The organism is Streptosporangium album, assembly GCF_014203795.1.
GTDB lineage: Bacteria > Actinomycetota > Actinomycetes > Streptosporangiales > Streptosporangiaceae > Streptosporangium > Streptosporangium album.
This window is the reverse complement of the sequence record NZ_JACHJU010000001.1, coordinates 1,717,883-1,730,141: the sequence shown is the minus strand read 5'-3', so window position 1 is coordinate 1,730,141 and position 12,259 is coordinate 1,717,883. Positions and strand designations below refer to the sequence as shown.

The 12,259-nt window shown below is 70.3% G+C and carries 14 protein-coding genes; 3 read left to right on the top strand and 11 right to left on the bottom strand.

Translation table 11 applies throughout. The features are described from left to right. Positions 1-11: 11 nt before the first annotated feature. From FHR32_RS08050 to FHR32_RS08030, 5 genes are all read right to left on the bottom strand, one after another. Complete coding sequence (locus FHR32_RS08050; RefSeq protein WP_184753719.1) at positions 12-1,664, bottom strand: acetolactate synthase; 1,653 nt, start codon at positions 1,662-1,664, stop codon at positions 12-14. A 280-nt stretch (positions 1,665-1,944) separates the two neighbouring features. Further along, the gene (gene bioB, locus FHR32_RS08045; protein WP_184753718.1) at positions 1,945-2,940 is read right to left on the bottom strand and encodes a biotin synthase BioB; all 996 of its coding nucleotides are present in this window, start codon (positions 2,938-2,940) and stop codon (positions 1,945-1,947) included. A 138-nt stretch (positions 2,941-3,078) separates the two neighbouring features. Then, positions 3,079-3,801: a dethiobiotin synthase gene (bioD, locus tag FHR32_RS08040; RefSeq protein WP_184753717.1), complete on the bottom strand. Its 723-nt coding sequence runs from the start codon at positions 3,799-3,801 to the stop codon at positions 3,079-3,081. Positions 3,802-3,847: 46 nt separating this feature from the next. After that, positions 3,848-4,567, bottom strand: coding sequence for a GntR family transcriptional regulator (locus FHR32_RS08035; RefSeq protein WP_184753716.1), 720 nt, complete (start codon positions 4,565-4,567; stop codon positions 3,848-3,850). A 76-nt stretch (positions 4,568-4,643) separates the two neighbouring features. Then, a complete protein-coding gene (locus FHR32_RS08030; RefSeq protein WP_246466041.1) occupies positions 4,644-5,804 on the bottom strand; it encodes an 8-amino-7-oxononanoate synthase in 1,161 nt (386 codons plus the stop codon). A gap of 68 nt (positions 5,805-5,872) precedes the next feature. Here FHR32_RS08030 and FHR32_RS08025 point away from each other — a divergent pair, with 68 nt between their 5' ends. Further along, on the top strand, positions 5,873-7,336 hold the full coding sequence (locus tag FHR32_RS08025; RefSeq protein WP_184753714.1) for a PAS domain-containing sensor histidine kinase: 1,464 nt from the start codon (positions 5,873-5,875) through the stop codon (positions 7,334-7,336). Between the two features lie 32 nt (positions 7,337-7,368). Here the strand turns inward: FHR32_RS08025 and FHR32_RS08020 are convergent, their stop codons facing one another. Next, positions 7,369-7,623 carry a WhiB family transcriptional regulator gene (locus FHR32_RS08020; RefSeq protein ID WP_184753713.1) on the bottom strand — a complete coding sequence of 85 codons (255 nt, stop codon included), beginning with the start codon at positions 7,621-7,623 and terminating at the stop codon, positions 7,369-7,371. Between the two features lie 280 nt (positions 7,624-7,903). Next, entirely contained in the window at positions 7,904-8,854 is a 951-nt protein-coding gene (locus tag FHR32_RS08015) for a diacylglycerol/lipid kinase family protein (RefSeq protein WP_184753712.1), read from the bottom strand. A gap of 92 nt (positions 8,855-8,946) precedes the next feature. On the opposite strand from FHR32_RS08015, the gene FHR32_RS08010 reads away from it, so the two are divergent. Beyond that, on the top strand, positions 8,947-9,330 hold the full coding sequence (locus tag FHR32_RS08010; protein ID WP_184753711.1) for a hypothetical protein: 384 nt from the start codon (positions 8,947-8,949) through the stop codon (positions 9,328-9,330). Positions 9,331-9,346: 16 nt separating this feature from the next. Here the strand turns inward: FHR32_RS08010 and FHR32_RS08005 are convergent, their stop codons facing one another. From FHR32_RS08005 to sodN, 3 genes are all read right to left on the bottom strand, one after another. Continuing rightward, positions 9,347-10,126 (bottom strand): RNA polymerase sigma factor SigF, encoded by a 780-nt coding sequence (locus FHR32_RS08005; protein ID WP_221465310.1) that lies wholly within the window; start codon positions 10,124-10,126, stop codon positions 9,347-9,349. Between the two features lie 17 nt (positions 10,127-10,143). After that, on the bottom strand, positions 10,144-10,569 hold the full coding sequence (locus FHR32_RS08000; protein WP_376773282.1) for an anti-sigma factor: 426 nt from the start codon (positions 10,567-10,569) through the stop codon (positions 10,144-10,146). Between the two features lie 266 nt (positions 10,570-10,835). Further along, positions 10,836-11,237, bottom strand: coding sequence for a superoxide dismutase, Ni (sodN, locus tag FHR32_RS07995; protein ID WP_184753709.1), 402 nt, complete (start codon positions 11,235-11,237; stop codon positions 10,836-10,838). 90 nt (positions 11,238-11,327) lie between these two features. Between sodN and FHR32_RS07990 the strand changes: the two genes are divergently transcribed. Continuing rightward, entirely contained in the window at positions 11,328-11,633 is a 306-nt protein-coding gene (locus FHR32_RS07990; protein ID WP_184753708.1) for a S24 family peptidase, read from the top strand. Here the strand turns inward: FHR32_RS07990 and FHR32_RS07985 are convergent. Then, entirely contained in the window at positions 11,600-12,133 is a 534-nt protein-coding gene (locus tag FHR32_RS07985) for a CGNR zinc finger domain-containing protein (RefSeq protein ID WP_184753707.1), read from the bottom strand. The genes FHR32_RS07990 and FHR32_RS07985 overlap by 34 nt on opposite strands. Positions 12,134-12,259: the final 126 nt, after the last annotated feature.

Genomic DNA, 12,259 nt, shown 5'->3' with positions numbered 1-12,259 from the left:
GCCCGGGGCCGCTAGACGCCGGTGGTGGTGCGGGGGTAGGCGATCGACGGGTCGGTGGCGATGTTGACCATGTACGGCACGCCGGAGTCGAATGCGCGGCGCAGCGCCGGGCCGATCTGCGACGGGTCGGTGACGAGCTCGCCGCCGCCGCCGAGCGCGGTCACCACCTGGTCGTAGCGGCACTGCGGCTGGAGCTCGGCGGCCACGTCGTAGCCGTAGAGCATCTGCATGGGGTGCTTCTCCAGCCCCCACATGCCGTTGTTGCCGCAGATCATCACCACCGGCAGGCGGTGCCGTACGAGCGTGTCCACGTCCATCAGCGAGAAGCCGGCCGCGCCGTCGCCGAGCAGCAGCACTACCTGGGAGGAGGGCCGGGCCACCCGGGCGGCGATGGCGTAGCCCAGGCCGGTGCCCAGGCAGCCGTACGGGCCCGGGTCGAGCCAGTTGCCGGGCTTCTGGGGCTCGACGTATTTGCCCGCGTAGGAGACGAAGTCGCCGCCGTCGCCGATCACCACGGCGTCGTCGGCGAGGATCTTGGCCAGCTCGCCGTAGATCCGCATCGGGTGGATCGGATCGGCGTCGGAGGCTAGCAGTTCGGCGTCGGAGGCGATGGCCGAGGCCGCCGCCTCCGACAGCTTCGTCAGCCACGGCGCGTAGGTCGCGGGCGACACGCCGGCCTGCTCGCAGGCCGTACCCAGCCCCCAGAAGACCAGCGACAGGTCGCCGGCGGCGACGCCGGAGGGCTCGATGTGCGTGGTGAGCTGCGACGGCGCGTCGGCCAGGTGGACGACCTTGGCGAGCGGGGCGCCGTCCTTGCCGCCGAACCAGCCGTAGCCGAGGCGGAAGTCCATCGGGGCGCCCGCGACGATCACCAGGTCGGCCTGGGTGAGTGCGAGCCCGCGCGCCCGGGTGACCAGCAGCTCGTGCCCGGCGGGCAGGATGCCGCGACCCTGGCCGTTGGGGATGACCGGCAGGCGGAACTCCTCGGCGAAGGCCCGCGCCACCTCCTCGGCGCGGTCCATCCACACGTCCGAGCCCAGCACCAGCACCGGGCGCTCGGCCTCGGCGAGCAGGCGGGCGATCCCGGCGAGGGCGTCGAAGTCGGGCTCCAGCGGTGAGGGGGTCAGCGTCTCGGTGATGTGGTCGGGCGGGGGCGCGGCGGCGAACAGGTGGTCCATGTGGAAGTCGAGGAACACCGGGCCGCGGTGCGGGGCCAGGGCCGTGCGGAAGGCCATCTCCACGTCCTCGGCGACCGAGTCGGGGCCGGAGCCGGTGAAGGCCAGCTTGGTGATGGGAGCGAACAGCGGCGGGTGGTCGATCTCCTGCAGCGCGCCCGAGCCCCAGCGCGACTGCGGCGCCCGGCCGCCCAGGACCACGACCGGGGAGCCGTTGAAGTGCGCGGTGGCCACGCCGCTGACCCCGTTGGTGACGCCGGGTCCGGCCGTGAGCACGGCCAGGCCGGGTCTGCGGGTCAGCCGGGCGGTCGCCTCGGCGGCGAAGACCGCGCTCTGCTCGTGCCGCACGTCAAGGATGGGCATGCCCTCGTGGACCGCCCCGTCGTAGAGCGGGAAGACGTGCCCGCCGGACAGGGTGAACATGGTCTCGATGCCGTAGGCCTTGGAGACGGCGACGGCGATGTCACCTGCGTGCTTCGGGGACTCCATATCGCGCAACCTACCAGTCAGTCACTTAGCCGGACAGGGGTTCTTCACCCTGCCCAGATTCGTTCCGCCTAACGCGTTTGGCGCGTATTGTGCTCGCCCGATGGCCGATGACCTCCGTGGGCGGGTTCCTCCGCCGACGGAGGTCATCGGCGCGGGCGACGTCTCACGCGGCCCGGTGTCCACGCCGGCGCCGTCGCCCGGCCGGTCATCCCCTTCATGGTCCACGCGGCCTGGATGGCGGTCGCCCACCAGGTCACCGCAGGTCTGTGACGGCAGGGGCTCAGAGGGTCTCGGAGAGCGCCTTGATCGGCATCTTCAGGTCCACCAGCAGGCCGAGGTCCCGTTCGGCGGTACGGCCCAGCGTGGTCAGGTAGTTGCCCACGATGATCGCGTTGATCCCGCCGAGCATGCCGTCACGGGTGCCCAGGTCGCCCAGGGTCAGCTCGCGGCCCCCGGCGTAGCGCAGGATCGTGCGGGGCAGCGCGAGCCGGAAGGCGGCGATGGTCTTGAGCGCCTCGGAGCCCTCAAGGAGCGGCAGCGACTCGAAGGGCGTGCCGGGACGGGGGTTGAGGAAGTTCAGCGGGACCTCGTCGGGCTCCAGCTCGCCGAGCTGCCCGGCGAACTCCGCCCGCTGTGCGAGGCTCTCGCCCATGCCCACGATGCCCCCGCAGCAGAGCTCCATCCCTGCCTCGCGCACCATCAGGCAGGTGTCCCAGCGCTCCTGCCACGTGTGGGTGGTGACGACGGATTCGAAGTGCGACCTGGCGGTCTCCAGGTTGTGGTTGTAGCGGTGCACGCCGATGGCGGCCAGTTCGTCGACCTGGGCCTGGGTGAGCATGCCCAGCGAGCAGGCGACGTTGATGTCCACGGCCTCCCGGATCGCCTTGACGCCCTCGCGGACCTGGTCCATCAGCCGCCGGTCGGGCCCGCGCACGGCGGCCACGATGCAGAACTCGGTCGCCCCGGTCTGCGCGGTCTCCCTGGCCGCCTCGACCAGGGAGGGGATGTCCAGCCAGGCCGCGCGGACCGGGGAGGAGAACTGCCCCGACTGGGAGCAGAAGTGGCAGTCCTCCGGGCAGCCGCCGGTCTTGAGGGAGATGATCCCCTCGACCTCCACCTCGGGGCCGCACCACTTCATCCGCACCTCGTGGGCGAGCCCCAGCAGGTCGGCGAGGCGGTCATCGGGTAGCTCCAGGCAGCGCAGGACCTGCGCGGCGTCGAGCCCCCGGCCCTCCTCCAGGACCTGCGTCCGGGCGATCTCCAGGATGTCGCTCATGCTGCTCCGCTCTCCGGCCGTCGTCTACAGCAAGAGCCTAGGGTCGGCCCCGGCACGAGCCCAGGGTCGTCCGCGACAAAAACCCGGGGACATCTATGGTGACGGCCCGGGATTGCCCACGGGGAAAGCCCGGGACGGTCACGGCGAGAGCCGGAAGCTGTCGCGGAAGGCGGCGGGGTCGAACGCACCGCCCAGCACGGGGGCCAGGCCGGCGCGGGCCGTACGGGCGAAGGACTCCCGATCGAGAGTCCCGGCCCCCGCGGGGAGCGCGCCCGCCAGCGGCCGGGCGGCCAGCATCTCCAGATCCGCCACGTTGCACCGCTCGGCCAGGCCGGGCTCGGCCGGCCAGGAGCCGATCACCACGCCGGCCGGTTCCAGCCCGTGGTGGGCCATCGCCTCCAGCGTCAGCGCGGTGTGGTTGAGCGTGCCCAGCGCCGCGCGGGTCACCAGGAGCACCGGCGCGGAGAGCATCCGGGCCAGGTCGGACAGGGTCGCCCCCTCCTCGTCGAAGCGGACGAGCAGCCCGCCCGCCCCTTCGACGACCACCAGCCGGTGCGACTCGGCCAGCTCCCCGATCCGGGCCGCCGCCCGGGTGAGGGAGAGCGGAGGAAGGCCCGAGGTGCGGGCCGCCGCCGCGGGGGAGAGCGGGTCGGGGAACCGGGCGAACTCGAACGTGGACGTCACCCCGGCGAGCCGGATGACGTCGTCGAGGTCTCCGGGCTCCGTCTCGGCGACCCCGGTCTGGGCGGGCTTCACCACCGCGACCGAGGCGCCCCGCTCCCTGGCGAGTGACGCCACCGCCGCGGTGACGACCGTCTTGCCCACGCCGGTGTCGGTCCCGGTGACCACGAGGATGCTCATCCACCTCACCTTAGGCGGCGGCGGGCTCTCGTGATCTCGGGAACCGTCAGGGGCGGCGCAGCCGGGTGACGAACTTGTACCGGTCGCCGCGGTAGAGGGACTGGGCCCACTCCACCGGGTTTCCGTCGGCGTCGAAGGCGTGCCGGGTGAGCAGCAGCATCGGCAGGCCGACGTCGACGCTCAGCACCTGCGCGTCGTACGGCGTCGCCAGCACGGTCTCGATGATCTCCTCGGCGTCGGTCAGCCGCACGTTGTAGGCGTTGTGCAGCGTCTCGTACAGCGAGGCGTGCACCTCCATCTCCCGCCGGAGCCGGGGGAAGCGCCGGGCCGACAGGTGGGTGGTGTCGATCGACATCGGCTCGCCGTTGGCCAGACGCAGCCGGTGGATGCGGAGCACCCGGCCGCCGGGGTTGATCGCCAGCCTGCGTGCCAGGGGTTCGTCGGCGGTGATGTAGCTGATATCGAGGATCTTGGTGTCGGGTTCGAGGCCGACGGTCCGCAGATCGCCGGTGTAGGACGTCAGCTGGAGGACCTGGGCGACCTTGGGCTGCGCGACGAAGGTCCCCTTGCCCTGCATGCGCACCAGGCGGCCCTCGACCACCAGTTCCGACAGGGCCTGGCGCACGGTGGTGCGCGAGGTCTCGAAACGGACCGCCAGCGCCCGTTCGGGGGGCAGCGCGCTGCCCGCCGACAGGGACTTGGTCAGCGCGAGCAGGCTCCGTTTGACGTCGTAGTACTTGGGAATCCTGGGAGAGTCGTCCGTCACGTCGGCACCTCGCCAGACGGCTCGGGAACGGCGTGACCGGAGGCGCCGCGCCTCTGGACCCGCCCGTTTCGCTCACTCACTTGGTCACCTTCATCTCGGCCACGGCGGTGAGTGCACCCCTGGTCACCGCTAGATCATCGGAACTCAGATTGGCCCGTGCGGTCAACCGCAGGCAAGAGCGGCCTTCCGGCACCGAAGGCGGCCGGAAACATCCGGCGCGCACTCCGCGTTCCGCACAGATGAGGGCGGCCCGTAGTGCGGCCTCGGGTGGGCCGAGCACGATCGGGACGACCGCACCCGCCGGATCGCTGGTCTCCAGGCCGAGCTCACGGGCCATCGAGGCCAGCTCCCTCGCTCTGGTCCGTACGTATCCGGGCAGTTCGGGCTGGTTTTGAAGGATATCCACAGCAGCGAGTGCCGCCGCCACGCTGCCGGGAGCCAGGCCGGTGTCGAAGATGAACGACCGGCCCGTGTCTATCAGCGTCTCGATCACCTCCGGAGCCCCGAGCACGGCCCCGCCCTGGGAGCCCAGGGACTTGGACAGTGTGATCGTTCTCACAACGTCCGGCTCGGCCGCCAGGCCCGCCGCGTGCACCGCGCCCTGCCCGGAGGGGCCGACGACGCCGATCGCGTGGGCCTCGTCCACGACCAGCAGCGCGCCCTGCCGTACGGCTGCCGCGTGCAGGGCCTCCAGCGGCGCCAGGTCCCCGTCGACGGAGAAGACCGCGTCGGTGACCACGACCGCGTGCTCCTCGTCCCGGCCGGCCAGCGCCTTCTCCACCGCCGTCACGTCCCTGTGCGGGGTGACCACCACGCGGGAACGGGACAGCCGGCAGGCGTCCACGATGGACGCGTGGTTGCCCGCGTCGGAGACCACCAGCGCGCCCCTGCCCAGGGTGGCCACGGCAGCCAGGTTGGCCAGGTACCCGGAGGAGAACACCAGAGCCCCGGGGGCCCCGGTGAAGGCGCACAGCCGCCCCTCCAGCTCGGCATGGAGCGCGGTGGAGCCGGTGACCAGGCGGGAGCCGGTGGAACCGGTGCCCCAGGTCCGGGTGGCCGCGGTCGCCGCCGCGACCAGCCTCCCGTCTCTGGCCAGCCCGAGGTAGTCGTTGGAGGCCAGGTCGATCAGGCCGTCGTCGTCCGGTGTCCGGGCGCGCAGGACACGCCTGACCCCCGCGGTCTCCCGCATGCCCGTGGCCGCGCGGAACCGGGCCAGCGGGTCTGGAATCTGCTCCATAGCGGGCATCCTGCCAGTCAGACCCGCTCGATTCGCGTTCGGGCCCGCAAAGAACGCATGATGCACGGGTGCCGACTCTAAGTGACCTGGCGATTCGCCACACCGCACTCGACGCCGCCGACCTCGAATGGACGCACTCACTGGTCTCCGACTGGCAGCTCCTGGCCGACCTGTCGTTCGCCGATCTCGTCCTCTGGGTCCCGCTCAAGAACGGCACGGGATGGATCGCCGTCGCGCAGATGCGGCCCACCACGGGGCCCACCGTCTATCACGACGACATCGTCGGGATGACCGCGGCCAAGGGCGAGCGGGTGCTCATCGACACCGCCTGGAACGAGCGGCGGATCTGCCGGGAGGGCGACCCCGACTGGTCGAGCGGGGTCCCGGTGCGTGAGGAGACCATTCCGGTACGGCGGGCCGACCACTTCCTGGGGGTGATCCAGCGCTCGACGAACCTCTCCTCGGCGCGCACCCCGTCACGGCTCGAGCTCACCTATCTGCAGAGCGCCTCGGACCTGGCCCAGATGGTGGCCGAGGGGAGATTCCCCTTCTCCGGCGCGGAGCCGATCCTGGTCCGTTCGCCGCGGGTGGGCGACGGCCTGCTCCGGCTGGACCGTGCGGGCCGGGTCACCTATGCCTCGCCGAACGCGCTGTCGGCCTACCGGCGGCTGGGTCTCAACGCGGACCTGGTCGGCGCCGAGCTGGGCCGTACGACCGCCACCCTCTGCTACTCCGACGAGCCCATCAACGAGAACCTGATGATCGTGGCCAGCGGCAGGGAGCCCCGGGAGACCGAGGTCGAGTCGGGTGGCACCGTCGTGCAGCTACGGGCGATCCCGCTGGTCGTCGGGGGCGGGCGGATCGGCGCGCTGGTGCTCATCCGGGACGTGACCGAGCTGCGGCGTCGCGAGCGGGAGCTGATGACCAAGGACGCGACCATCAGGGAGATCCACCACCGGGTGAAGAACAACCTGCAGACGGTGGCGGCGCTGCTCCGGCTGCAGGCCCGGCGACTGAGGCAGCCGGAGGGTCGCGAGGCGCTGGAGGAGGCGGTGCGCAGGGTCGGGTCGATCGCGATCGTGCACGAGACGCTGTCGCACACTCCCGACGAGCAGGTGGACTTCGACGACATCGCCGACCGTGTGATCGCGATGACGGGTGAGGTGGCCGCCCCGGAGGCGCAGGTCGTGCCGCGTCGCATCGGGTCGTTCGGGGTGCTGCGCTCGGAGATCGCGACGCCGCTGGCGATGGTCCTCACCGAGCTTCTGCAGAACGCCGTCCAGCACGGGCTGGCACATCGGCCGGGCCGGCTTCAGGTGATCGTCTCGCGGGGGGCCGACCGGCTCGACGTGATCGTGTCCGATGACGGGACCGGCCTGCCGGAGGGATTCGACCTGGAGTCGTCCACCAGCCTGGGGCTGCAGATCGTGCGTACCCTGGTCGTCGGGGAGCTGTCGGGCCGGCTGGCCATCGAGCCCCGGCAGGGCGGCGGCACCGAGGTCACCCTCGGCATCCCCCTCCCCGCGGCCTGAGCCGCGGCCGGGGAGGGGCCGGCGTAGTCCGGTCAGGCGTTCGCGCGGGTGCGGGCGCGGGCGGTGCGGCGCTTGTATGCGCGGCGCTCGTCCTCGCTCAGGCCGCCCCAGACGCCTGCGTCCTGCCCGGACTCCAGCGCCCACTTGAGGCATGCTTCACTTATGGTGCACGTACGGCAGACCTGCTTGGCCTCTTCGATCTGCATCAGGGCAGGGCCGGTGTTGCCGATCGGGAAGAACAGCTCGGGGTCCACGTCACGGCAGGCAGCGCGGTGGCGCCAGTCCATGCGTCCACTCCTTCGTAAGAGGAGCCCTTGCTGCGGCTCCATCGGCTCACTTTGTGAAGACTTTCACTAACCAGAGCGGACGATTACCCGAGCCTTGTTCGGTCCGGGACACGTTCGCTTGATCGTCGGTGGCCTGGGAGCGAGGTGGTCGATCAAAGGTCCTACGTTCCGACGTCAATGTTGAGATTGTCAGCCACGCTCAGTACATGCAAGAGGTTTGGGGGAACGTTTTGCCGGATATGCATGTCGGATGCGTCACACAATGACCGCATGTAACGAGCTAGACCAAGACTTGTAACGCGTTCGGGATGGACCGGAAGGTCACCTGCTCGACCTCGCCCAGGTAGTCGCCGTCGAGCTGGAAGGCCACCGGGCGTTCGGCGGTCAGCGTGAACTCCTTCTCGTCATGGAGCTGCACCAGGTGGCGGCCGGTGGGCAGGGTGTCGCGCGCACCTGTGATCTGGGGCAGGAGGTGGACCATCGACGGCATGCCCAGGCGCTGGAGTCCCAACAGGTCGAGACCCGTCTCGAAGCTCGCCCACGGGGTCGGGCAGATCGGCCGGGAGCCCACGTAGGTCCAGGGCGAGGTGTTGGAGATGATCGCCATGAAGACGTTTCCGGCCCGGGGCACGTCCGGCCCCTCGATGGTGATGGCGGCATGGCGTTTGTCGGTCGAGAGATAGTGGTGTAACGCGGTGTTCACATAGCGCGTGGGGGTGGCCTTGCGGCCGGTGCCGCGCATGCCCTCCACCGCCCGGATCACTTCGGCGTCATACCCCAAGCCACTACAGAACGTGAAATATCGGCTTTCGTCATTCCAGAGCGCCTGTCCCAGCCCGACGGTGCGCCGCCGGCCGTCACGGATCGCCTCCAGCACCGCGCCGACCGCCTCGACCGTGCTGTTCGGCAGCCCCAGCGCCCGGGCGAAGACGTTCGCGCTGCCGCCGGGGATCACCAGCAACGCCGGACGGTCCGTCGCATCCCCGTCCCGGCCGTCCTCCGCGTCGAGAAGGCCGTTCGCGGCCTCGTTGATCGTGCCGTCGCCACCGAGCACGGCCACCACGTCGTATCCCGAGGCGTGGGCCTTACGGGAGAGCAGAGCCGCGTGCCCGCGATAGGCCGTCTCCTCGACCGTGATACTCATGGTGGCGCTGAGAGCCCCGATGAGCACGTCCTGCGTCCGCCGGTTGGTCGTCGTCGCCTTGGGGTTCACCAGGAGCATCGCGCGCATAACGCCAGGGTATCCGCCGATATGGCCGTCCGGGCTGGGGAAATCCGACCGAGGCGCCCCGGCGATAGAGTTGGGATGTGTCGAATCGCCCGATGACCCTCACCGTCGCCGCCGCCGTCCTGGGGCTGGAAGGCGTCACCAGCCTGCTGCTCGGCGGCTACGTCGGCGTCGAGACGGTGGTCGGCCGGCCCTCCGACGTGCTGAGCTCGCTCTTCGTCGCCGCATTCGGGATCCTCGTCGGCGCGGGCCTGCTCTGGGTGGCCTGGGGGATGCTGCGGACCGAGCGGTGGACGCGGAGTCCGGGCGTGCTGGCGCAGATCTTCGCCGCCGTGGTCGCCATCACGCTGATCCAGTCCGGCCGGCAGGCCATCGGCATCCCGCTGATCGCCGCGGCGGTGGTCGGGGTGGTCGCGCTGCTGTCCCCGCAGACGACCCATGTCCTCTACGGGGACCAGCTCTACGGCGACCGAGACTGAGACCCCGGCAAGGGCGTCAGTCCTCCGCGGTCAGCCCCTCACGGAGCTGGGCGAGGGTCCTGGCCAGCAGCCGTGAGACGTGCATCTGCGAGATGCCCAGCTCGGTGGCGATCTGCGACTGGGTCATGTTGCCGAAGAACCGCAGCAGCAGGATCCGCTTCTCGCGCGGCGGCAGCCGTTCGAGCAGCGGCTTGAGCGACTCGCGGTATTCGACGCCCTCCAGGGAGTCGTCCACGATGCCCAGGGAGTCGGCCACCGCGGGCGCGTCGTCGTCACCGGAGTCGGGCGCGTCGAGGGAGACCGTCGAGTAGGCGTTGGCCGACTCCAGCCCCTCGAGCACCTCCTCCTCGGTCATCTTGAGGAACGTGGCGAGCTCCCCGACGGTGGGCGCACGCCCCTCGCGCTGCGACAGTTCGCTGATCGCCTTGGTGAGCGAGAGCTTGAGCTCCTGCAGGCGGCGCGGCACGCGGACCGCCCACCCCTTGTCGCGGAAATGCCGCTTGATCTCGCCCACGATCGTCGGGGTGGCGTAGGTGGAGAACTCGACCCCCCGCCCCAGATCGAAACGGTCGATCGATTTGATCAGGCCGATGGTGGCGACCTGGGTGAGGTCGTCAAGCCACTCGCCCCGGTTGCGAAACCGTCGGGCGAGATACTCCACCAAGGGGAGATGGAGCTCGACGAGTTCGTCACGGATACGCTGGCGCCGCGAGTCGTCGGGGGTCAACTCCGCCAGTTCCGCGAAGAGCAGGCGCGCGCGCACCCGGTCGGGCACCGCGTGATCGCTGGCGGCCATGGCACGAGTCCTTTCCGTCACGCCGGCCTCGCCGCGCCTCGGCGCTTGCGTAGCACGATCGCCATGCGGTCGGGGGAGTCGGTTACGGCATCCACATCGTCGGCCAGGGCGGTGAGCACCATCCACGCGAAGTCGTCGCGTTTGGGCGCGCTGCTGCCCACCGTGCTGACCTCGACCCGGACCTGCATCAGCTGACCGGTGAGCTCGAACTCGGCCGACAGGTCGGTCCCGGGAACAGCTTGGGTCAACAGCATCGCGCACGCCTCGTCGACCGCGATCCGCAGATCCTCGATCTCGTCAAGCGTGAAGTCCAGCCGTGCGGCCAGTCCGGCGGTCGCCGTACGCAGCACGGAAAGATAGGCACTCGCGGCCGGCAGCCGGACGGTCACCACGTCGCGGATCCCGCCCATATCGACCGCCGGCGTCTCGGTGTGTTCGGTCACGTTCCTCCTCGCAGAGTCGCTGACTGCAACCTACAGCCCCGAGAGGGTGGATGGCCCAATTGGACTCGCGATCCGGACGATTTGAACACCTCAAGAACCCACTAAGACGCCTCAATGGGACATCTCAACAGGTCAGGCCCCGTGTGGTCGCACTCCCCACGGGGCCTGTGACGGCGACCGCACCTCCGCGCGCCGCCTTGCCGTCCGCCCGCCGCGTCCCTCCACCTCTCAGCGGGGATCATCGGCGTGCCTCGGCGACAACCCGCTCAGGCGGCCTTGGTCGCCCAGAAAATCTTGGAAATCTCGTCGATCTTGCCCAGGAGCTCGTCGGCCTTGGCGACGTCGACCGTCCCCTTGCCGCCCGCGGCGCCGGCCAGCTTCGTGGCGTCCCAGAAGAGCTGGTGCAGCTGCGGGTAGGTCTCCAGGTGCGGAGGCTTGAAGTAGTCGGTCCACAGCACCCACAGGTGGTGCTTGACCAGCTCCGACCGCTCCTCCTTGATGGTGAGCGCGCGAGAACGGAAGACCGGGTCCTCGTTCGCGGCGTACTTCTCCATGATGGCCTTCACGGACTCGGCCTCGATGCGAGCCTGGGCCGGGTCGTACACGCCACACGGCAGGTCGCAGTGCGCGGACGCGACGTGCTTGGGTCGCATAAGTCGTGCGAGCATCGGAAAATCCTTCCTTGATGCTGAGATCAGCTGGTCCAGTAATCGACCTTACCCGTCTTCGAAAACCCGTGTGGGAGGGGGCTGCGCCCTGTGAGAGTCCGTGTCGAGGGGAACTCGATGCTGCCCGCGCTGCGCTCCGGGGACTGGCTCTGGGTACGGCGCGGCGCACCGATCCGAGCAGGGGATCTGGTCGTCGCCCGGCTCCCGTCCGACCCGTCGCGGCTGATCGTCAAACGGGCCGTATGGGAGGCGGACGGCGAGTGGTGGCTGGAGAGCGACAACCAGCGGGCCCCCGGCCGCCGCGACAGCTGGGACTTCGGCGCTCTGCCGCCGTCGGCCCTGGTCGGCCGGGTGGTGCTGCGCTACTGGCCGTTGACCTTCTTGCGGGCGCGGTAGGCGGCCACGTTCGCACGGCTGGCGCACCGCTCCGAGCAGTAGCGCCGGGACCGGTTGGAGGAGGTGTCGAGATAGGCCCGGCGGCAGGGCGGAGCCTGGCAGAGGCCGAGCCGGTCCACGCCGAGGTCGGTGACGATCGTGGCCAGGCCCATCACCGCGCCCACGGCGTACTGGTCGGCCATCCGGCCGCCCTCGGTGAGGTGCAGGTGCCAGCGCTCGCCGTCGTGACCGGAGATCTGCGGCTGGACCGGATGCTGGATCAGCAGCGAGTTGAGCCGGTCGACCACGTCCTGCTCGTCGCCGCCGGCCGCGGCCGCGAACACCGTCACGAGCTCCTCGCGCAGATCGCGCAGGGCGTCGAGGTCACCCCGGGTGATGCGGCAGCCGGGACGGTAGCGGCGACCCTCCTCGAGGAGGGAGCGCAGCCCGTCCAGGCCGGTCAGTCGGTCGGGGCTGTTGATGAGCAGCACAGCCAGCTCGGCATAGGAGGTCAGATCCACGGCGACCCGTCGATGTAAGTGATGAATGAAGCCCTGAGTATTACACGGGTGGCGAGATCGCCACCACGCATTGGAAGGAGCCGCTCATCGAAAGTAAGCCGCTCCGTCATCGCTCCACCACCTGCC

What these genes read in the sequence shown, in the direction of transcription:
- FHR32_RS08050 (WP_184753719.1), bottom strand. Translation starts at nt 1,664, where the DNA reads ATGGAGTCCCCGAAGCACGCAGGTGACATCGCCGTCGCCGTCTCCAAG.
- bioB (WP_184753718.1), bottom strand. Translation starts at nt 2,940, where the DNA reads ATGAGCGACATCCTGGAGATCGCCCGGACGCAGGTCCTGGAGGAGGGC.
- bioD (WP_184753717.1), bottom strand. Translation starts at nt 3,801, where the DNA reads ATGAGCATCCTCGTGGTCACCGGGACCGACACCGGCGTGGGCAAGACG.
- FHR32_RS08030 (WP_246466041.1), bottom strand. Translation starts at nt 5,804, where the DNA reads ATGGAGCAGATTCCAGACCCGCTGGCCCGGTTCCGCGCGGCCACGGGC.
- FHR32_RS08020 (WP_184753713.1), bottom strand. Translation starts at nt 7,623, where the DNA reads ATGGACTGGCGCCACCGCGCTGCCTGCCGTGACGTGGACCCCGAGCTG.
- FHR32_RS08015 (WP_184753712.1), bottom strand. Translation starts at nt 8,854, where the DNA reads ATGCGCGCGATGCTCCTGGTGAACCCCAAGGCGACGACGACCAACCGG.
- FHR32_RS08010 (WP_184753711.1), top strand. Translation starts at nt 8,947, where the DNA reads ATGACCCTCACCGTCGCCGCCGCCGTCCTGGGGCTGGAAGGCGTCACC.
- FHR32_RS08005 (WP_221465310.1), bottom strand. Translation starts at nt 10,126, where the DNA reads ATGGCCGCCAGCGATCACGCGGTGCCCGACCGGGTGCGCGCGCGCCTG.
- sodN (WP_184753709.1), bottom strand. Translation starts at nt 11,237, where the DNA reads ATGCTCGCACGACTTATGCGACCCAAGCACGTCGCGTCCGCGCACTGC.